This is a genomic window from Microbacterium sp. LWO13-1.2 (assembly GCF_038397725.1).
Taxonomy (GTDB): domain Bacteria; phylum Actinomycetota; class Actinomycetes; order Actinomycetales; family Microbacteriaceae; genus Microbacterium.
Map to the genome: position 1 here is coordinate 3,213,747 of NZ_CP151634.1, position 20,330 is coordinate 3,234,076.

Sequence of the window (20,330 nt, forward strand, 5' to 3'; positions counted from 1 at the left end):
ACGATTACTCTGCGTCGGCTGCGGGGGCCTCAGCGGCCTCCGCGTCGGCCTTGGCGGCGGGAGTCTCCTCAGCGGGAGCCTCCTTCTTCTCCACCTTCGGCTTCACGACGGACTTCTTCTTCGCGTCGATCTCGAAGGGGGCCTTGGGCTCTGCGACCCGGAGGGTGGACTTCGCGTCGGCGTCGCCCTTGAACTTGCCCCAGTCACCGGTGATCTTGAGGATCGCGGCGACCTGCTCGGTCGGCTGCGCGCCGACGGAGAGCCAGTACTGCGCACGCTCGGAGTCGACCTCGATGAACGAGGGCTCCTCAGTGGGGTGGTACTTGCCGATCTCCTCGATCACGCGACCATCGCGCTTGGTGCGCGAGTCGGCGACGACGATGCGGTAGTACGGCGCACGGATCTTGCCCATGCGCTTGAGACGAATCTTGACAGCCACGATTCTCCTGAATTGTGTGGAAGGAAAATGAACCGATCGCCTGGAGAGTGGGGTGCACACCCGGCGGAAGCTCTAATAGGTGGACGCGAGCTGGATAGAGGGTCGAGCACGTCGTCCGACCTTCTATTCTGCCAGATCCGCGCGCCAGGAGCGAAACGTGGCGACACGGTCTTTGCGGCGCGTCCTGGCCCGCGTGCCAGAATGTGCTCGTGAAGCTCGAGTTCGCCCCGTCCGCCCGGTCCACTGTCGGCCTGGAGTGGGAGATCATGCTCGCTGATCCGGCCACTGGCGATCTCGTCGGCCGAGCGCCCGAGTTGCTCGCGGCGTTGGAAGCGGAGAGCGCCGACGAACGGCACACCGTGACCGGCGAACTGCTCACGAACACGATCGAGGTCACCAGCGGTGTCGGTCGTTCCGTCGCCCATGCGGTCGACGACATCGCGCAGGCGATCGCGGCCGTCCGCGCCGCCACCGAGCCGGCCGGCATCGAGCTGCTGTCGGCAGGCAGCCATCCTTTCGCCCAGTGGTACGACCAGCGAGTCACCGACAAGTCCCGCTATCACACGCTCATCGAGCGCACGCAATGGTGGGGGCGCAACATGATGATCTGGGGCATCCACGTGCACATCGGCGTCGAGTCGCAGGCCAAGGTGCTGCCGCTCGTCAATGCCCTCGCCGCCTACCTTCCCCACCTTCAGGCATTGGCAGCCTCGAGTCCGTTCTGGGCGGGCGAGCGCACCGGATACGCCTCCAATCGTGCGCTCGTCTTCCAGCAGCTGCCGACCGCCGGTCTCCCCTGGCCCCTGCACGATTGGTCGGAGTTCGAGTCGTACCTCGACGACATGGTCCGCACGGGCGTCATGGCCGATGCCTCCGAGGTGCGCTGGGACATCCGGCCGGCGCCGCGCTGGGGAACGATCGAAGTGCGCGCATGCGATGGCATGTCGACACTTCCCGAGCTCGCCTCGGTAGCCGCACTCACACAGGTCCTCGTCGAGCATTTCTCGCGTCGCCTCGATCAAGGGCTCCCTCTCCCCCAGCTTCCCGCCTGGTATCACCGGGAGAACAAATGGCGGGCGGCGAGGTACGGCCTGGAGGCGCGGGTGATCATCGATGCCGCCGGAACCCAGCTGCCGGTGCGCGAGCACCTCGCCCAGATCCTGTCGGACCTCGCTCCGGTCGCCCAGGACCTCGACTGCGGTCGCGAATTCGGTCGTGTCGCGTCGATCCTCGACGGTGGGGCGAGCTATGCACGACAACTCGCAGCCGCGGATGCCGCGGACGGCGACCTCGGCGCAGTAGTGCAGCACCTCATCCGCGAGTTCCGCTCAGGTCCCGAGTCGTCCGTCGCCGAGGAGCACCGGTGATGCGGGCTCAGCCCTCCAGCAGCTGACGTGCCAGTCCCTCATCGAGCACGACGTCGGTGATGAGCTCTGCGGCGATCGCGGCACGCAGGCTGACGAGCTTGGGCACGCCGGAGACGACGCACATGCGGCGAGGCACCCGGCGCAGGCGATCGAGACCAGGGCCGGTCGCGCGGGCATTGACGCGGATGTCCTTCCAGCTGCCGTCCGCGCGGAAGAACACCGTCGCCACGTCGCCGATCGCCCGGTCCTCCCGAAGACTCCGATAGTCATCGCGTCCGAGATAACCGCCGACGTAGACCCGGCTCGGCACCTCGGCCGCCGGCGAGCCGAGACTGAACACTGCGATGTCCATCTTCGATTGGAGATCGAGCACGCGGAGTGTGCTGCGCTCCCGCCACATCGCCTCACGCGTCGAGGGGTCATCGAAGAAGGCGGGTACCGGAAACTGCTGCACCTGGGCACCGAAGGCGCTGCCGAAGCGCTGCAGGATGTCGCTCGAGTACTCCACACCACTCGTCTGCGTGTTCCCAGCGCCATTGAGCTGCACGAATGTCGTGTTGTGCGTCTCCTTCTGTGTGAGCCCGCGACTGACGGCACTGATGGTCGATCCCCACGCGATCCCGATGATCATGTTGGAGTCCACGAACTGCGAAAGCAGCCGCCCTGCTGTGAGCGCGACGCGCTCGAGTCGCTCCATCTCACTGACGATCTCCGGCATCGGCACGACGTGAGCGGCGACCCGGTAGCGGTCTCGGATGCGCTGCTCCAGCATGCCCAGCCGTTCGAGTGGCGAGTTGATGCGGATGTCGACGAGGCCGCTCTCCCGCGCGAAACTCAGCAGACGGGAGACCGACGATCGGGAGGTGCGCAGCTCGCGCGCGATCACCTCCATGGTCTTGTCCTGCATGTAGTAGAGCTGCGCCGCCGTGAGCGCGGCGATCAGTTTCGCCTCTTGGGGTCGTGCGTCCGAGTGCGCCATAAAGTCCTCCTCGCAATCGATCCTTGCACATATGTGCACTGGGGTTGCGCACCGTGCTCGTGCGGGTTGATGCTGGTCGCAAGCAAGGAAGAAGGGGTCGAGGATGATCGATCAGACACACTCGTCGGCGGAGCGAGCCGAGGTACGCAACGTCCGCGAATCGGGGCGCACGTCCGTCCTGGTGATCGGCGCAGGGATCAACGGGATATCCACGTTCCGCGATCTGGCCCTTCAGGGCGTCGATGTCGTCCTGGTCGAACGCGGCGACTTCGCGTCCGGCGCTTCGTCGGCATCCAGCCACATGATCCACGGCGGCATCCGCTACCTGGAGAACGGTGAGTTCCGCTTGGTGCGCGAGTCCGTGCAGGAACGCAACGGCCTCCTGAAAATCGCGCCGCACTACGTGAAGCCTCTCGAGACCACGATCCCGATCTACTCCACCTTCTCCGGCATCCTCTCCGCGCCCCTCCGTTTCCTGACGCACAAGAGCGGCAAGCCTCAGGAGCGCGGCGCGTTCCTGATCAAGGTCGGGCTGATGATCTACGACACGTTCTCTCGTGATGGCGGCATGGTCCCCCGGCACCGCTTCCTCGGCCGGAAGCGCTCGCTGTCCGAACTGCCGTCGCTCGACCCGCACATCAAGTACACCGCGACCTACTACGACGCCTCGATGCACGACCCGGAGCGTCTCGCACTCGACGTCCTGCAGGATGGCCGTGCGGCGCACACCGGCGCGCACGCGCTCAACTACGTCGAGGCGATCGCCCGCGACGGCGACAAGGTCGTGCTGCGGGATCGGGAGAGCGGCACGGAGTTCACCATCACGGCCGACGTCGTGGTGAATGCATCAGGACCCTGGACCGATCTCACCAACGACGCCCTCGGCGCGGACACCCGTTTCATGGGCGGCACCAAGGGCTCGCACATCGTGCTCGACCACCCTGAGCTCCTCGATGCCACCCGTGGCCGGGAGATCTTCTTCGAGCACTCCGACGGCCGCATCGTCCTCATCTACCCACTCAAGGGAAAGGTGCTCGTCGGCACGACCGACATCGACGCCGACCCTCGCGAGGTGCCGGTGTGCACGGAGGATGAGGTCGACTACTTCTTCGACTTGATCCACCACGTCTTCCCGCAGATCAATGTGTCGCGCGAGCAGATCGTGTACCGGTTCTCCGGCATCCGCCCGCTCCCCCGCCATGAAGACACCGCCCCGGGCTTCGTGTCCAGGGACTACCGCATCGAAGTCGACAACGAAGGCGCCGCTCCCCTGGTCAGCCTCGTCGGCGGCAAGTGGACCACCTTCCGGGCACTCGGTGAATCCCTCTCCGATGTGGTTCTCGGCCTGCTGGGCCGCACGCGCAAGGTCTCCACCGTGGGCGTCCCGATCGGCGGCGGTCGCGATTTCCCGCGCACGACCAAAGCTCGGCGCATCTGGATCCAGGAGAACCTGCCGGGCGCCGGAGAACGGGCGGAGAAGCTCCTCACCCGCTACGGAACACGTGCGGCAGACGTCTGGGCGTTCATCGAGCAGGGGGATGACGCTCCCCTCGCCGGCGGCGATCTGTCCACCCGCGAGCTCGCGTGGATGGTCGAGAACGAGCTCGTCGCCCGTCTCGAGGACGTCATCCTCCGTCGCACCAGCATCGCCTTCACCGGGCACGCCGATACCGCCGTCCTCGATGAGCTGGCCGATGCACTTGCACAGCTGCTCGACTGGGATCGCAGCCGCCACGACGCGGAAGTGGACCAGACCCGCACGCTCCTCAACGATCGGCATGGACTCACCCTCTCGTCCCGCACCCGCGGCTGACGAGAGATCCGACCGTCGCCCTCCTCGCGACGTTCTCTATCAAGTGCCATGGCAGAGGGGCCATGACACGCAAGAAAGGTCAATGAAGACATGACTGAAGTCAATCTCGGTCTCTACTTCCTCTCGGAACTGGTGGGCACAGCGATGCTCGTCCTGCTCGGCTGCGGCGTCGTCGCCAATGTCGTGCTGGCGAAGAACAAGGGGTTCGGTGGCGGATTCCTGATGATCAACTGGGGATGGGGCCTCGCGGTCTTCGCCGGTGTGCTCGTCTCGGCATACTCCGGCGCGATCCTCAACCCGGCCGTCGGAATCGGCCTCCTCGTCGCCGGCAAGATCACGTTCACGATGTTCCTCGTCGCCACCGGCGCCGAGCTGCTCGGCGCGATCCTCGGCGCGATCGTGTGCTGGGCCGCGTACAAGCAGCACTTCGACCTCGAAGAGGACCCGGCGAACAAGCTCGGCGTCTTCTCGACCGGCCCCGCGATCCGCTCCTACGGCTGGAACCTCGTCACCGAGGTCATCGGCACCTTCGTGCTGGTGTTCGTGATCTTCGCCTTCGCAGATTATGGTGACATCGAGGTCGGCACGCCGGGAGGCCTCGGCCCGCTCAGCGCACTGCCCGTCGCCCTGCTCGTCGTCGGAATCGGCGCGTCGCTCGGTGGTCCCACCGGCTACGCCATCAACCCGGCCCGTGACCTCGGCCCGCGCATCGCGCACGCGATCCTGCCGATCAAGGGCAAGGGTTCCAGCGACTGGTCCTACTCGTGGGTTCCGGTCGTCGGACCGCTCATCGGTGGTGTGCTCGCCGCTCTCGCAGCCCCGGCGCTGCTCGGCCTCGCGTAACCCATTCGCCGTCCACCACTCTGACTTCAAAGGAGAACACTATGGCTGACTACATCATCGCCATCGATCAGGGAACCACGTCCAGTCGCGCGATCATCTTCGACAAGAAGGGCAGCATCGTCGAGACCGGCCAGAAGGAGCACGAGCAGATCCTTCCTCGGGCCGGCTGGGTGGAACACGATCCTGCCGAGATCTGGCGCAACGTCCAGGAAGTCATCGGCCAGGCATTGAGCCGCGCCGACCTCACCAGGCACGACATCGCCGCGATCGGCATCACGAATCAGCGCGAGACGGCAGTCGTGTGGGACAAGACCACCGGGCAGCCGATCTACAACGCGATCGTCTGGCAGGACACCCGCACGCAGCAGATCGTGGATCGTCTCGCCGCCGAGGGAGGCGTCGAGCGCTTCAAGCCGGTCGTCGGCCTGCCGCTGGCGACGTACTTCTCCGGCACGAAGATCGCCTGGATCCTGGAGAACGTCGACGGTGCTCGCGAGAAGGCGGAGGCCGGCGATCTGCTCTTCGGCACCACCGACTGCTGGGTGCTCTGGAACCTCACCGGCGGCGTTGACGGTGGCGTGCACGCCACCGACGTCACCAACGCCTCCCGCACCATGTTCATGGACCTCGAGACTCTCGAGTGGCGCGACGACATCCTCGAGGCATTCGGTGTACCGCGCTCGATGATGCCGGAGATCCGTTCGTCCTCCGAGGTCTACGGCAAGGCCGAGGATTCGTCGCTCCTGCGCGAGACCCCGATCGCCGGCATCCTGGGCGACCAGCAGGCCGCCACGTTCGGTCAGGCTGCGTTCAACACCGGTGAGAGCAAGAACACCTACGGCACCGGTTGCTTCCTGATCTTCAACACGGGCGAGGAGATCGTCCACTCGAAGAACGGGCTGCTCACCACTGTCGGCTACAAGCTGGGCGACGGCCCGACGCACTACGCGCTCGAAGGCTCGATCGCCGTCACCGGATCGCTGATCCAGTGGCTGCGCGACCAGCTCGGAATCATCGACTCGGCTCCCGAGGTCGAAGAGCTCGCCAAGCAGGTCGACGACAACGGCGGCGTCTACATCGTTCCCGCGTTCTCGGGTCTGTTCGCGCCGTACTGGCGTCCGGACGCACGCGGTGCGATCGTCGGGCTCACCCGCTACGCCAACAAGAACCACATCGCGCGCGCCGCACTGGAGGCCGTCGCCTACCAGACCCGCGACGTGCTCGATGCGGTCAATGCGGATGCCGGTGTGGATCTGACCGAGCTCAAGGTCGACGGCGGCATGGTCGCCAACGACGCGCTCATGCAGTTCCAGGCGGACATCCTCGGCGTGCCGGTCGTTCGTCCGGTCGTCGCCGAGACGACGGCCCTGGGTGCGGCATACGCTGCCGGACTCGCTGTCGGCTTCTGGGACGGTCTGGACGACCTCTCCGCCAACTGGCAGGAGGACAAGCGCTGGGAGCCGTCTATGGAGGACGCCGAGCGCGACCGCCAGCTGCGGTTGTGGCGCAAGGCCGTCACCAAGTCGATGGACTGGGTCGACGACGACGTGAAGTGATCTCGCATCGCTGAGAGGGCGGGCTCGGAGGATTTCTCCGGGTCCGCCCTCTTCGTCTGCAACGCGGATGAGTCAGTCGAGCGCAGCGAGGAAGGCTCTCGCGACACTGCGGGGTGAGGCTGCATCCCATGCGACGTACTCGACGCGATGCGGACCATCGAGCACCTGTTCGGACACCACGTCTGCGTGCGATGTCGCGACGGTGCCTGGTGCGAGGAGGGAGACGGCGAGACCGGCAGCGACCAGCCCCAGGATGAGTCCTGCAGAATCCGCCTCGAACGCGACGTCGCGCTCCAGACCCGCCGCGGCGAACGCCGCATCGCTCTGTGCCCGACCGGACGTCCCCGCGGGAAAATCCGCGAAGACCTCTCCGGCGAGATCCCCCAGCACCGCATCGCGCCCGACGAGCCGATGTCCGCGCGGAAGAGCGACCACGAGACGTTCGCGGGAGAGCGAGCGCACCTCCACTCCCGTCGGGACGCTGTCCTCGTGCAACCCGAGGAGCGCGACGTCAAGATCTCCGCGCTGCACGGCGGGGACGAGGGCGTCGCTGTTTCCGACCCGAAGCTCTACCCGCACGGCAGGATGCGCGGCACGGAACCGCACGAGCAAAGCCGGCAGATCCACGGCCGTGACCGTCGGGATCACTCCGAGCCGGAGCGTTCCGACGACGTGGCCCGCAGCCGCTGCGGCGTCTTCCCTGGCTGCATCCGCGGCGGCAACCGCGATCCTCGCCTGCCTGACGAAGGCCTCCCCCGGCTCGGTGAGCCGTACACTTCGGCTGGTCCGCGCGAAGAGCCTCTCTCCGATCTCACGCTCCAGCGCCGCGATCTGATGGCTCAGCGCCGACTGGGTGACGAAGCAGCGCTCCGCTGCACGAGTGAAGCTCGAGGCATCGGCCACCCCGACGACGTAACGCAGTTGCTGAAGGTCCATACGTTCATGATTGCTCTTCATGGATGCGGTGACAACTATGTGTTGGACTCATCAACTCGGTTTGGACAGGCTGGAAGCATGAACCGCCTGACCCTCCTGCTGATCACCGCACTCGCTCCGATCGCCTGGGGCACGACCTACCTCGTCACCACCGAGCTGCTCCCCGTCGGGCATCCGATGTTCGCCGGTCTTCTGCGCTCCCTTCCCGCCGGACTCATCGCGGTCGCCGTCAGCCGGACCCTCCCTCGCGGCGGCTGGTGGTTCAAGTCTTTCGCACTGGGTGCGCTCAACATCGGGGCCTTCTTCCCTCTCCTCTTCCTTGCCGCCGAACGGCTGCCAGGAGGGGTCGCCGCGGCTGTCGCCGGGGTCCAGCCTCTCATCGTGCTCTCGCTCGGGGCTCTCGTCCTGAAGGAGCGGATCCGGCCGATCACCGCGGCGGCGGCCGTGGCCGGCGCAGGCGGTGTCGCGCTCGTCGTGCTCGGCCCGGCGGCACGGCTCGATGCACTGGGCATCCTGGCTGCGCTGGGCGGCGTCACCGCCACAGCGCTCGGCATGATCCTCACCAAACGATGGGGACGGCCCGTCGGCGTCGGACCCGTCGCCTACGCAGGATGGCAGCTCTCGGCCGGAGGCCTCCTCCTGCTCCCGCTCACACTTCTCGTCGAGGGGACGCCAGCTTCGATCGACAGCGGAGCCGTCCTGGGTTATCTGTGGCTGGCAACAGCGGGCGGGATCATCGCGTACACGCTCTGGTTCCGCGGAATCCAGAAGCTGCCGATGATCGCATCCGGTCTGCTCGCTTTGCTCTCCCCGGTCGTGGCGACGCTCCTGGGAACGCTCGTCGCCGGTGAGTCCTTCACGCCGATCCAGGCAGTCGGATTCGCGATCGCACTCCTCGCTCTGATCGGCGGACAGCTCTCCGTCCGCCCCGCCCAGAGCCCGCAACCTCCGCTGGTGGATCCGAACGCCGCGACGGCTCTCACCGTCGGCCGTTGATCGCGGCTCAGCCCTTGCCGAAGAGCTTCTGGATCTCGGCGAGGTCGGCCTCGCTCGGCGCCTGAGCCGCACCACCGCCGAGGCCGAAGCCGGAGCCGGTCGGCTGCGCCGTCGGGAGCCCGGCGTTCTCGGCTGCCCGCTTCGCCGGGTTCCCGGAGCGCGAACCGCTGACCGCCTTGCCCTTCTTGCCGCGCTTCGAGGAGGCGCCAGGGCGCCCCATGCCCGGCATCGCACCCATTCCGGGGATGTTCGGGGTGCCGCCGCGCGCGACGGTCTTCATCATCTTCGCGGCCTGCTCGAAGCGCTGAACGAGCTGATTCACGTCGGTCACCGTCATCCCGGAGCCACGCGCGATGCGCAGTCGACGCGAGCCGTTCAGCACCTTCGGGTTGCGCCGCTCACCCGGCGTCATCGAGCGGATGATCGCTTCTGTACGGTCGATCTCGCGGTCATCGAAGTCTTCGAGCTGCTGCTTCATCTGGCCCATGCCGGGGAGCATTCCCAGCATCTTCTTCATCGAGCCCATCTTCTTCATCTGCTGAAGCTGGTCGAGGAAGTCCTCCAGGGTGAACTGCTCGGTTGCGAGCTTCTCGGCCATCTTCATGGCCTCTTCCTCATCGAAGGCCTGCTGGGCCTGTTCGATGAGGGTCAGGATGTCGCCGAGGTCGAGGATACGGCTCGCCATGCGGTCGGGGTGGAACGGCTCAAGGTCTTCGAGACGCTCACCGGTGGAGGCGAAGAGGATCGGGCGCCCGGTCACGGATGCCACGGAGAGTGCCGCGCCACCGCGGGCATCACCGTCGAGCTTCGACAGCACGACACCGGTGAAGTCGACGCCCTCCTGGAAGGCCTTCGCCGTGTTCACGGCATCCTGTCCGATCATCGCGTCGATGACGAACAGGACCTCGTCCGGGTTCGTGGCCTTGCGGATGTCGGATGCCTGCTTCATCAGCTCGGCGTCGACGCCGAGGCGTCCGGCGGTGTCGATGATGACGACGTCGTGCTGGTGCCGACGGGCGTGCTCGACGCCGTCGCGGGAGACCTTGACCGGGTCACCCACACCGTTGCCCGGCTCGGGTGCGTAGATGGTGGCGCCGGCCTGCTCGGCGACGACCTGCAGCTGGTTCACCGCGTTCGGGCGCTGGAGGTCTGCGGCGACGAGGAGCGGCGTGTGCCCCTCGCTCTCGAGCTGCTTGGCGAGCTTGCCGGCGAACGTCGTCTTTCCCGAGCCCTGGAGGCCGGCGAGCATGATGACAGTCGGTGCGGTCTTGGCGAACTGCAGTCGACGCTGCTCGCCGCCGAGGATGGCCACGAGTTCCTCGTTCACGATCTGCACGACCTGCTGAGCGGGGTTCAGCGCCTTGCTGACCTCGTCGCCGAGCGCTCGCTCGCGCACCTTGGCGGTGAAGTCCTTGACGACGATGAGAGCGACATCGGCATCGAGCAGTGCCCGCCGGATCTCGCGTACGGTGCCGTCGACGTCGGCAGCAGTGAGCTTTCCCTTCGTGCGCAGATTGCGGAAGGTCTCGGTGAGCCGATCGGAGAGCGTGCCAAAGGTAGCCATGGTGCCCACAATCTTACGCGAGCGGAGCCTCTACGCTCAGCGCAGCGCGGAGTTGCTCCCGCGCGCGCTGGTAGCGGCCCCGAGCGGTGGATGATGGGATGCCGAGAACGTCGGCGGCTTCAGCGAGGGTGAAACCGTCTCCTCATGACCTGTCCGGCCGGCCGGAGTTCGTCCGTGCGCGGTTTCAGCGGCCCCAGCGAACTTCATGCACAACGGCGACAGCTTCATCCAGCACCTGCTCCGGCGTGCTCTGCCCGGCTCCACGCACCGCCCAGATGCGCAGCGAAGAGAGCAGCGCCCCCGCGTACGCGGCACCGACGACGTCCGCGCGGATCTCTGCGATGCCTGCTCGCTTCGCGGCTGCCGCGATTCCGCCGGCAAGGCGCGCCTGACGAAGAGCCGAGTCTCGGAGCAGTTCGTCCTCGACGCCCATCGCCGCTGTGTTGCGCAGTGCCAGCGCGAGCGGATCCGGCGCGAAGTCGTGAACCACGGCCACGAGGATCATCTCGACGGCGCTCCCGTCTGCGTCGGCGTCCAATCGCTCAAGGGCAGCGAGAGCGGTCTCGACTCGCGCATCCAGACCCGACCACAGCACGTCGCTCTTCGAGGAGAAGTAGTTGAAGAAGCTCGACCGGCTGACTCCCGCGCGCTGCGTGATGTCCGCCACCGACGTCGCGTCGTATCCCTGCTCGAGGAACAACTCGCAGGCAGCCTCGGCGAGAGTCTCCCTCGACGAGACCTTGGGTCTGCCGGCGCGCGATTCTGTGGCCATCCCCTCACGCTACCGCGACGGCGGCTTCGCGCCGGTCGCGTGCGAGGAGGAGTATTGTTAGACCCGATCCAACTACCTATTCGAAGGTGAAGGCGCATGCTCGACATCCTGACGCCCGGTATCGCTCCGGACTTCGTCCCCTACACCGAAGGGTGGGACCTGCAGCGTCGGGTCCACGCCGACATCGTCGCCGGCGTCCGCCCGGACACACTGATCCTGCTCGAGCACGAGGCCGTGTACACCGCCGGGAAGCGCACGGAGCCACAGGAGCGCCCGCAAGACGGCACCCCCGTCATCGACGTCGATCGCGGCGGAAAGATCACCTGGCACGGACCTGGGCAGCTCGTCGGCTACCCGATCGTGCGGCTTCCCGAGCCGATGGATGTCGTCGCCCATGTGCGCCGCCTGGAGCGGATCCTCATCGACATCCTCGGCCCGTTCGGGGTCGACGGCTACCAGGTCGAAGGACGCAGTGGAGTCTGGGTGCGCCGACCGCTCTCCGAAGACAAGGTCGCCGCGATCGGCGTCCGGGTGCAGCAGGGGGTCGCCATGCACGGCTTCGCCATCAACTGCAACAACACCCTCGCCGGCTTCCGGGGGATCATCCCCTGCGGAATCACCGATGCCGGCGTCACGACGGTCAGCGAGGTGGTCGGCGCGGATGTCTCCCCCGCCGACATCATCGCCAGCGTCACGACCGCGTTCCTCGCCGAGTACGCGGAGGTCGCCGCGTGAGCGCCGCCGCACCGGAAGGGCGAAAGCTCCTGCGCCTGGAGATTCGCAATGCCGAGACACCGATCGAGCGCAAGCCCGAGTGGATCCGCACAAAGGCGAAGATGGGCCCGGAGTACACCGCGCTGCACTCGCTGGTGAAGGAAGAGGGTCTGCACACCGTCTGCCAGGAAGCGGGCTGCCCGAACATCTTCGAGTGCTGGGAGGACCGCGAGGCCACGTTCCTCATCGGCGGTTCGCAGTGCACGCGCCGCTGCGACTTCTGCCAGATCGACACGGGAAAGCCGGATGCCTACGACACCGACGAGCCCCGGCGTGTGGCCGAGAGCGTCGTGCGGATGAACCTCCGCTACGCCACCGTGACAAGCGTCGCGCGAGACGACCTGCCCGACACCGGTGCATGGCTCAACGCCGAGACGGTGCGCAAGATCCACGAGCTGAACCCGAACACCGGCGTCGAGCTGCTGGCGAACGAGCACAATGCCGATCCCGCTTTCCTCGGCCAGATCTTCGACGCTCGCCCCGAGGTCTTCGCGCATAACGTCGAGACGGTCCCGCGCATCTTCAAGCGCATCCGCCCGGCGTTCAAGTACGAGCGTTCGCTCGACGTGTTGACACAGGCGCGGGCTGCAGGGCTCATCACGAAGTCGAATCTCATCCTCGGCATGGGTGAGGAGCCGGAGGAGGTCATTCAGGCTCTGCAGGACCTGCATGACGCCGGCTGCGACATCATCACCATCACGCAGTACCTTCGCCCGACTCCGCGACACCTTCCGGTCGCACGCTGGGTGAAGCCTGCTGAGTTCGTGGAGTTCAAAGAAGAGGCCGAGCGGATCGGTTTCCTCGGCGTCCTCGCGGGCCCACTGGTGCGCTCGTCGTACCGTGCGGGACGCCTGTGGGCGCAGTCGATGCTGTCCAAGGGCCGTGAGATCCCGCCGCACCTCGCGCACATCGCGGAGAGCGCCGATCTCGGCTTCGCGCAGGCCGTCTGACCGGGCCAGTCGGGCGAGGCGACTCGGCGCAACGGAGCGCCGCGTCGCCGCGCTCGACGGATATCAGATGATCGCGGTCAGAACGCCTCCGTCCGCACGCAACGCGGCGCCGTTCGTCGCGGACGATACCGGACTGGCCAGATAGACGACCAGGCTGGCGATCTCCGCGGGATCGATGAACCTCTGCAGGAGTGACGTCGAGTTCCCGGAGATGATGGTGGCCTTCAATCCGTCTACGGGCACGCCCTGCGCCTGCGAGATCCGACCGACGACATCAGCCACCCCATCGGAATAGGTCGGGCCGCCGAGGATCGCATTCACCGTCACCTCGGTACCGCGCGTGAGCTTGGCGAGTCCGTTGCTGAGTGCCAGCATCGCCGCTTTGGTGACGCCGTAGTGCAGCATGTCCACCGGGACGTTCACCCCCGACTCGCTCCCGATGAAGATGACGCGGCCCCTCCCCCTGTCGAGCATGCCGCCCAGCACGTGCCGGGAGAGCCGCACGCCACTCATCACGTTGACGGCGAAGTAGCGCTGCCATTCGTCATCCGCGATATCACTGAAGGGCGCGACCTCGAACAGCCCGACGTTGTTCACCAGTACGTCGACATCGCCCAACGATTCCAACAGGTGCCCCACCTCTGCGGGGTCCTCGAAATCCGCGACGATGCCCTCCACGTCTGCTCCCGGCACCTGCGCCGCGAGCCGCTGCACGGCACTCTGGACTTTCTCCTCGCTACGCCCGTTGATCACGACCGACGCGCCCTCGTCGAGAAGCGCTCGCGCGATAGCGAATCCGATCCCCTGGGTGGAACCACTCACAAAGGCCCTCTGGCCACTCAACTTCAGATCCACGATTCTCCCGTTCACTTGCTCAGTCAAGTCAAGTGTCACTTGCTTTACTTGCTCAGTCAAGTTAAATGGGAAGCGAGACGTCGGCGCATCGCGTAGTCTGACGGCATGGCAGCACACGACTCACCAGCCGCGCTGAGTGGAGAGGACCTCGAGACCTGGGCGTCACTCGCCACGGTTCTGGAGTGGTTGCCTGCCGCTCTCGATGCCCAACTGCTCCGCGACTCGGAGATGACGCACTTCGAGTACGGGATCCTTTTCGCGCTCGCCAGCGCTCCTGAATCGACACTCCGCCTGAGCGTGCTCGCAACCCATGCGAACAGCTCGCTGACGAGGCTGTCGCGTGCGGCGACCCGCTTGCAATCCCGAGGATGGATCCAGCGTGCACCCGACCCTGACGATGGTCGGTACACTCTGGCGATCCTGACCGCGCTCGGACGCGAGAAGTTCGACCAGGCGACGCCCGGCCACGTACAGACGGTCGATCAGCTGGTTCTCAACCCGCTGACCACGTCACAGCGACGGCAGTTGCGCGAGATCAGTCGCCGCGTGCTGCGGGCGATCCGCACGGAAGAAGGCTGGCAGCCGACGTCGTCGGCCGAAACCCCTGGCGGTTGATCCGGAGATCCAGGACCGCGGCGAGCCTAGTCCGCGCTCATCACCGACTGCACGCTGCCGTCGGATCCGAGATTCACCAGCAGGACGTCGTCGGTGGAATCAGCATCCAGTGCGTATTCGAGGACGGCGAACGGCTCTGACCCTCCATGCTCGTCGGCGAGAATCGTCATGCTCATGAGGCGGAGCGACCGGATGATGTCGACCGCCGGGTCGCCACTGACGTCGACCAGGACTTCAGCCAGTTCTTCGCCGTAGACCTCCTGCTGCTGGAGGATGTACTCGGTCACTTCGCTGGCACGATCGTCGACCTCGGCCAGCATTCCGCGGCGCGCCACGGCATCTACGTTCTCCAGTCCCGAGATGAGAGACGCAGCGATGTCGAGGGCGTCAGACGATACGTCTTCCTGATCTGGCGCGGTGAGGTCGACAGTGACGGACTGCTCGCCCAGCTCCACCGTCTCGGACCAGAAGATCGATCCGTCAGGCCCCGACGAGAGGAGTCCGAAGTAGTCGTGTTCGATCGCCATAACGCTATGAAACCAGTCTCTTGGGTGCCGCGGTAGTCCCGTCGTCAGTTGACGAGGGCGGAGACGAAAACATGAGGGGTGAAACCGGTGAGATCATCGATCCCCTCGCCTTGCCCCAGAAGCTTTACGGGGATGCCGGTGCGCTCCTGCACCGCCAGGACGAAGCCGCCCTTCGCGGAGCCGTCGAGCTTGGTGAGGACCAATCCGGTCACCCCTGCATGCTCGAGGAACGCCTCGGCCTGCATGACACCGTTCTGGCCGGTGGTGGCATCCAGGACCAGGAGCACCTCGCTGATCGGCGCCTGCTTCTCGATGACCCGGCGGATCTTTGACAGCTCGTCCATCAGCCCGCCCTTGGTGTGCAGGCGACCAGCGGTGTCGATGATCGCGATCTCGATGCCCTCGCGCTGCGCGAACTCGACAGTCTGGTAGGCGACGGACGCCGGGTCCTGGCCCTCCTGCTGGGGGCGGACGATCGCCGCTCCCCCGCGCTGCGCCCAGGTGGCGAGCTGGTCGACGGCCGCGGCGCGGAACGTATCTGCCGCGCCCACGACGACACTGCGCTGGTAGCCGCGCAGGAACTTGGTGAACTTGCCGATCGTGGTCGTCTTGCCGACACCGTTCACGCCGACGACGAGCACCACGGCCGGGCGTTCGGTGAGCTTGAGTGTGGTGTCGAACTTGGCGAAATGCTCTTCCAACGTCTCCCGGAGCATGCGCTGGAGATCCTGCGGATCCGTCGTGCGGTAGCGATCGACCTTGTCGCGCAGCTCCTGCACGACCCGCTCGCTGATGTCCGGTCCGAAGTCGGCAGTGATGAGGGCGGTCTCGAGGTCCTCCCACGTCGTCTCGTCGATGGTGGGCTTGACGAACATGCCGCGCAATGCGCGACCGAGGGACCAGGACTTCTCCGCCATGACACCAGCCTACGGGTAGCATCCTGAGATGCTTCACGAGCGCGCTCCGTGAGCACGGCTCGGACCTACGAACGCGACGAAGCTCAGCCTGCCGCGGCGCGATCGCCGACGCGCTGGCCGACGACGGCGGATACACCGTCCTGTCGCATGGAGACGCCGTACAAGGCATCAGCGATCTCCATCGTGCGCTTCTGATGCGTGATCACCAGCAACTGCGAACTCTCCCGCAGTTGCTCGAACACGGTGAGCAGACGCCCGAGGTTGGCGTCGTCGAGCGCTGCCTCCACCTCATCGAGGATGTAGAACGGGCTCGGTCGCGCCTTGAAGATCGCGACGAGGAGCGCAACGGCTGCCAGCGACCGCTCTCCGCCGGACAGCAGTGAGAGGCGCTCGATCTTCTTCCCGACCGGACGCACAGAGACATCGATCCCCGTGGAGAGCATGTTCTCCGGATCGGTGAGCCAGATGCTGCCGGATCCGCCAGGGAAGAGCAGCGGGAAGACCTCGCCGAACGCCCGCTGCGTGTCCTCGAAGGCGTCCGCGAAGATCGTCTGCATCCGCTCATCGAGATCGGCGATGATCGTGAGCAGATCCTGGCGAGTCTGCGTCAGGTCCGCGAGCTGTTCGGTGAGGAACGCGTGACGCTGCTCGAGCGCGGCGAACTCCTCCAGCGCGAGCGGATTGACTCGACCGAGCTGAGCGAGCTTGCGCTCCGCCTCGGCGAGCCGTCGCTCCTGGATGCGGCGATCGAACGGGATGGCAGTGTCATCTTCATCGCCGTCCTCGATCACGGCGAGAGGATCGCGCGGCACAGCCTGGTCCGGTCCATATTCCGCAACGAGAATATCTTCGTCGAGGGCGAGTTCAGAGCTCACGCGTTCGAGCAGGCTCGTCAGGTGCAGCTTCTTCTCGTGGATCTGCAGTTCGAGTCCGTGCACGCTCTCGGTGAGTCCGGCGAGCCGCTCTCGCAGCGACGTCTCCTGGGCCCTGAGCCCGGTGAGCTCCGCGTTCTGCGCCGAGCGCGCGGTCTCTGCCTCGGAGAGCGCGACCCGAGCCTCCGTCACCGAGCGATCCAGCGAATCCAGGACCCGGGGCAGTTCCTCGACCACTCCGGTCGCCGCCCCGCGCTGCGCGCGGCGGATCACCGCCCGGCGGGCGGCCTCGGCCGCGGCATCCCGCTCCTGCTCGCGCTGGCGTTCCAGACTCGCAACCCGCGCCTGCGCGGCACGCACGCGCTCACGGAGCGTCTCGATCTCCAGACGGGCGCGCACCTCACCTTCGCGCGCCTGCTCGAGGGCCTCGAGCAGATCGTCGCGGGCCGAAGCGTCGAGCACGGGTCGAGGGGCAGAGATCGCATCGTCGAGTTCCGTCTTCGCCTTCGCGGCCTTGGCCTCGGCATCCGCGACCGCCGCTTGGGCCTGACCGAGGCCGGACTCGAGCCGCTCGCATTCCGCGACGGCCGACTCATGGCGCACCGTGACCCGGTTCACGTGCTCGGCATGGCTGGCGAGTGCCGCGTCGTGCTCACGGAGGAGACGCAGCGCCTCCTTCGCGTTCCGCCTTGTGGTCTCGACTGCCTCGTTCGCATCTTCGCGCGCTTCACGGAGCGAATCGACGATTACCTGCACCTCGGCGAGCCGCTCGGATGCCGCATCGCGCTCTGCGGCGAGCTCGAGTCGGGAGCGCTCTCCACCTGATCCGGTGCGCAGTGTCTGAGCGGTGATCACATCACCGGTGACCGTGACGATGGTCGTGGTGCTGTCGCCTGCCGAATCCAGCGCAGCGCGAGCTGCACGAGCGGCCTCGAGATCGTCCGCGATGAGGACGTGGGCGAGGATGCCGAGCACGCCGTTCGGGGCCGTCACCGTCTCGACTGCCGGCGTCACTCCCGCGATTCGGGGCAGCTCCACGGCCGGTCGCAGCGCGTCGGCGATCACGAAGTCGACCACTCCCCGGCGCTGCTCGGCCGCATCTGCGGCCAGGGCGAACGCATCGGTTGCCGCGTCGACGAGAACGCCCTCTGCCAACGAGCCGAGCACAGCCGCCACCGCCGCTTCGAAGCCTCCGCGCACCTGCACCGCGTCGCCGACGAGCCCTCGCACACCAGATGCGCCGGATCTGACGATCTCGGCCGCGCCCCCGGAGATCGCGAGGGCGCTCCCCAGAGCTGCTGCCTTCGCTGTCAGCGCATCCACCTCGCGCTCGGCGGCGTGCAGACGTTCCCGCAGGGTCTCCCGCTCGGCCTCCGACGCGGTCGCCGCACGCTGGGCGCTCTCGTACGCGGCGGAATGCTCGGCCGCCGTACCCTCAGGCGCCTCCGCATCCTCGATCGCATCCAGGGCGTCGGCCGCCTCGCGACGACGCGTGTTCGCCGCCTCCAGAGCGTTCTCCTGCCGCAGCACCGCACCACGGACCGCGGCAAGGGCAGAGGCGGCGGCATCCGCCGTTCCTCGAAGCGTGTTCAGGCGCATGTCGTACTCGGAGACGAGCGCGCTCTGCTCAGCGATGTCGACGTCGAGAGTGTCGAGTTCGGCTCTGGCGTGCACCACCTCACGGCTCGCAGCGACCGCGGCATCCTGCGCATCGCCCAATCCCGCAGAGATCTCGGTGATTTCGTCCTTCGCCTCGTCGATCGTGCTCTGCGTCACCGTGACGGCCGTCACGGCCGCGTCGTCCTCCTCAGAGCCGAGCAACGCGAGACGCTGATTGGCGAGGGTGAACAGCCCGCGCATCCGCTCCTGCACCTGCTCGAGTCCGAACGCGATGCTGCGCGCCTTGTCGACGGCGACCGAGTTCTGATCCTGTTCGAGTCGGACGATGCTCGCGCGCACGCCCTCTGCCTGATCGGAGAGGACGAGGCGCTCGGTGTGACGCTCGTGCTCTGTCCGGGTGTGATCGGCAAGCGCAGTGCGCAGTGCGACGACATCGTCGGCGAAGATCCGCGCCTTGGCATCTCGGACGACGGCGGCGATCGTCTGCGCTTCTCGGGCGATCTCGGCCTGTCGCCCGAGAGGCTTGAGCTGGCGCCGGATCTCGCCTGCGAGGTCGCTGAGTCGAGTGAGATTCGCCTCCATCGCATCGAGCTTGCGAAGAGTCTTCTCCTTGCGACGCCGATGTTTGAGGATGCCGGCGGCCTCCTCGATGAAGCCACGACGATCCTCCGGGGAGGCCTGCAGGACGGTATCCAGTCGCCCCTGGCCGACGATGACGTGCATCTCACGACCGAGACCCGAATCGCTGAGCAGCTCCTGCACGTCGAGCAGACGGCAGTTCTCGCCGTTGATCGCATACTCGCTGGAACCGTTGCGGAACAGCGTCCGGCTGATCGTCACCTCGGCGTATTCGATGGGCAGCAGGCCATCGCTGTTGTCGATCGTCAGCTGCACCTCAGCGCGCCCGAGCGGTCCCCGTGTGGACGTGCCGGCGAAGATGACATCCTCCATCTTGCCTCCGCGGAGCGTCTTCGCTCCCTGCTCCCCCATCACCCAGGCGAGCGCGTCGACGACGTTGGACTTGCCGGATCCGTTCGGACCGACGATGCACGTCACGCCGGGTTCGAAGACGAAGCTCGTCGGCTGTGCGAACGACTTGAATCCCTTGAGCGTCAGGCTCTTCAGATGCATGCGAACCGCCCGCTCATCGGGCGCACACGCGCATGCTTTGAGGACGGATCACGACTTCACGGTACCGGACTCGCCGATCGATGCTTGACGAACACACCAGACGTTCGCTAGCGTGACTGCTCGGATCGCTGTGAAAGGAGGTTACCGATGATGATTACAACTGCTCGTAGACAGGCCCCAGGCCATGTCGCGTCCAGCGCCTTTGCGCTGCGCACTGCCCTCTCGGTGACCGACCCCAGCTTCCGCCTCGTCGCGGCCGCTTAACAGTTCGGCGCGAGAACTCTGCCCCTATCGGGCATTCTCCGCCTTGCCGGCACCACGCCATCGACTGATCTCAGGATCGTCGATCCCTCGTGCTCCACTCCGGAGCACCGCTCCCGCGCCCGACGCATTCCGCGTCGCGCTCCGCATTCTGCGATCCGCTGCGCACCTTGCGCGCCCCGTGCACCACGCACATCCGTACATCCGTACATCCGTAAGAAATCAACTCTGAAACGAGAAACTCGTGAACACCCTCACGCTGCCCCGCAGCGCATCCCACCCGCCCGATACACAGGACCTCACGGTCCTCGAGATCACCGTCCCCAGCGACCGAAGCGAACTCGCGCTCGCCGATCGATTGTCCCTTCGCCTCGGCCTCTGGCTGATGCAGCGGGGACAACGAGCCCGCAGCCGGTCCGAACGACGTGCACAGCGCGCACAGGAGCTCGGTCTTCTGCTCCTCGAGGAGCGGAACCGCCCACCGTTGGAGACATACGCACTGCTCACCCACGACCTGCAGCGTCAGCTGCGCTGACCTGGAGG

Annotated in this window: 18 protein-coding genes and 1 pseudogene; 9 read left to right on the forward strand and 10 right to left on the reverse strand. The window is 66.5% G+C overall.

The genetic code is table 11. From position 1 onward, the window contains the following. Nucleotides 1-4: 4 nt before the first annotated feature. Nucleotides 5-439, reverse strand: coding sequence for a 30S ribosomal protein S16 (gene rpsP, locus MRBLWO13_RS15385; protein ID WP_341974964.1), 435 nt, complete (start codon nucleotides 437-439; stop codon nucleotides 5-7). Between the two features lie 209 nt (nucleotides 440-648). Between rpsP and MRBLWO13_RS15390 the strand changes: the two genes are divergently transcribed. Continuing rightward, nucleotides 649-1,806, forward strand: a complete 1,158-nt coding sequence (locus MRBLWO13_RS15390) for a glutamate--cysteine ligase (protein ID WP_341974965.1) — start codon at nucleotides 649-651, stop codon at nucleotides 1,804-1,806. 7 nt (nucleotides 1,807-1,813) lie between these two features. Here the strand turns inward: MRBLWO13_RS15390 and MRBLWO13_RS15395 are convergent, their stop codons facing one another. Then, a complete protein-coding gene (locus MRBLWO13_RS15395; protein WP_341974966.1) occupies nucleotides 1,814-2,785 on the reverse strand; it encodes a sugar-binding domain-containing protein in 972 nt (323 codons plus the stop codon). Nucleotides 2,786-2,888: 103 nt separating this feature from the next. On the opposite strand from MRBLWO13_RS15395, the gene MRBLWO13_RS15400 reads away from it, so the two are divergent. From MRBLWO13_RS15400 to glpK, 3 genes are all read left to right on the forward strand, one after another. Further along, the gene (locus tag MRBLWO13_RS15400; protein ID WP_341974967.1) at nucleotides 2,889-4,598 is read left to right on the forward strand and encodes a glycerol-3-phosphate dehydrogenase/oxidase; all 1,710 of its coding nucleotides are present in this window, start codon (nucleotides 2,889-2,891) and stop codon (nucleotides 4,596-4,598) included. A 90-nt stretch (nucleotides 4,599-4,688) separates the two neighbouring features. Further along, nucleotides 4,689-5,441 carry an MIP/aquaporin family protein gene (locus MRBLWO13_RS15405; protein ID WP_341974968.1) on the forward strand — a complete coding sequence of 251 codons (753 nt, stop codon included), beginning with the start codon at nucleotides 4,689-4,691 and terminating at the stop codon, nucleotides 5,439-5,441. Between the two features lie 41 nt (nucleotides 5,442-5,482). Then, the gene (gene glpK / locus MRBLWO13_RS15410) at nucleotides 5,483-6,997 is read left to right on the forward strand and encodes a glycerol kinase GlpK (RefSeq protein WP_341974969.1); all 1,515 of its coding nucleotides are present in this window, start codon (nucleotides 5,483-5,485) and stop codon (nucleotides 6,995-6,997) included. Nucleotides 6,998-7,069: 72 nt separating this feature from the next. Here glpK and MRBLWO13_RS15415 read toward each other — a convergent pair whose 3' ends face one another. Continuing rightward, nucleotides 7,070-7,933, reverse strand: a complete 864-nt coding sequence (locus MRBLWO13_RS15415; RefSeq protein ID WP_341974970.1) for a LysR family transcriptional regulator — start codon at nucleotides 7,931-7,933, stop codon at nucleotides 7,070-7,072. A gap of 78 nt (nucleotides 7,934-8,011) precedes the next feature. Between MRBLWO13_RS15415 and MRBLWO13_RS15420 the strand changes: the two genes are divergently transcribed. Further along, entirely contained in the window at nucleotides 8,012-8,929 is a 918-nt protein-coding gene (locus tag MRBLWO13_RS15420; RefSeq protein WP_341974971.1) for an EamA family transporter, read from the forward strand. A gap of 7 nt (nucleotides 8,930-8,936) precedes the next feature. On the opposite strand, the gene ffh is transcribed toward MRBLWO13_RS15420, so the two are convergent. The 3 genes and pseudogenes from ffh to MRBLWO13_RS15435 form a co-directional block, all read right to left on the reverse strand. After that, complete coding sequence (gene ffh, locus MRBLWO13_RS15425; protein ID WP_341974972.1) at nucleotides 8,937-10,493, reverse strand: signal recognition particle protein; 1,557 nt, start codon at nucleotides 10,491-10,493, stop codon at nucleotides 8,937-8,939. 13 nt (nucleotides 10,494-10,506) lie between these two features. After that, a pseudogene (locus tag MRBLWO13_RS15430) lies at nucleotides 10,507-10,620 on the reverse strand (RNA polymerase subunit sigma-24); the annotation flags it as partial. 57 nt (nucleotides 10,621-10,677) lie between these two features. Beyond that, nucleotides 10,678-11,265, reverse strand: coding sequence for a TetR/AcrR family transcriptional regulator (locus tag MRBLWO13_RS15435; RefSeq protein WP_341974973.1), 588 nt, complete (start codon nucleotides 11,263-11,265; stop codon nucleotides 10,678-10,680). 96 nt (nucleotides 11,266-11,361) lie between these two features. Here MRBLWO13_RS15435 and lipB point away from each other — a divergent pair, with 96 nt between their 5' ends. Both lipB and lipA read left to right on the forward strand, forming a co-directional pair. After that, entirely contained in the window at nucleotides 11,362-12,000 is a 639-nt protein-coding gene (lipB, locus tag MRBLWO13_RS15440; RefSeq protein ID WP_341974974.1) for a lipoyl(octanoyl) transferase LipB, read from the forward strand. Continuing rightward, nucleotides 11,997-12,989 (forward strand): lipoyl synthase, encoded by a 993-nt coding sequence (gene lipA / locus MRBLWO13_RS15445; RefSeq protein ID WP_341974975.1) that lies wholly within the window; start codon nucleotides 11,997-11,999, stop codon nucleotides 12,987-12,989. Before lipB ends, lipA begins: the two co-directional genes overlap by 4 nt. Before the next feature lie 63 nt (nucleotides 12,990-13,052). Here the strand turns inward: lipA and MRBLWO13_RS15450 are convergent, their stop codons facing one another. Next, on the reverse strand, nucleotides 13,053-13,811 hold the full coding sequence (locus MRBLWO13_RS15450; RefSeq protein WP_341974976.1) for an SDR family oxidoreductase: 759 nt from the start codon (nucleotides 13,809-13,811) through the stop codon (nucleotides 13,053-13,055). A 138-nt stretch (nucleotides 13,812-13,949) separates the two neighbouring features. Here MRBLWO13_RS15450 and MRBLWO13_RS15455 point away from each other — a divergent pair, with 138 nt between their 5' ends. Next, complete coding sequence (locus MRBLWO13_RS15455) at nucleotides 13,950-14,459, forward strand: MarR family transcriptional regulator (protein ID WP_341974977.1); 510 nt, start codon at nucleotides 13,950-13,952, stop codon at nucleotides 14,457-14,459. A 26-nt stretch (nucleotides 14,460-14,485) separates the two neighbouring features. Here MRBLWO13_RS15455 and MRBLWO13_RS15460 read toward each other — a convergent pair whose 3' ends face one another. From MRBLWO13_RS15460 to smc, 3 genes are all read right to left on the reverse strand, one after another. Continuing rightward, complete coding sequence (locus MRBLWO13_RS15460; protein WP_341974978.1) at nucleotides 14,486-14,986, reverse strand: DUF2004 domain-containing protein; 501 nt, start codon at nucleotides 14,984-14,986, stop codon at nucleotides 14,486-14,488. Nucleotides 14,987-15,030: 44 nt separating this feature from the next. Continuing rightward, complete coding sequence (gene ftsY, locus MRBLWO13_RS15465; RefSeq protein ID WP_341974979.1) at nucleotides 15,031-15,903, reverse strand: signal recognition particle-docking protein FtsY; 873 nt, start codon at nucleotides 15,901-15,903, stop codon at nucleotides 15,031-15,033. 83 nt (nucleotides 15,904-15,986) lie between these two features. After that, nucleotides 15,987-19,526 (reverse strand): chromosome segregation protein SMC, encoded by a 3,540-nt coding sequence (smc, locus tag MRBLWO13_RS15470; RefSeq protein ID WP_341974980.1) that lies wholly within the window; start codon nucleotides 19,524-19,526, stop codon nucleotides 15,987-15,989. Nucleotides 19,527-20,031: 505 nt separating this feature from the next. On the opposite strand from smc, the gene MRBLWO13_RS15475 reads away from it, so the two are divergent. Then, entirely contained in the window at nucleotides 20,032-20,322 is a 291-nt protein-coding gene (locus MRBLWO13_RS15475) for a hypothetical protein (RefSeq protein WP_341974981.1), read from the forward strand. Nucleotides 20,323-20,330: the final 8 nt, after the last annotated feature.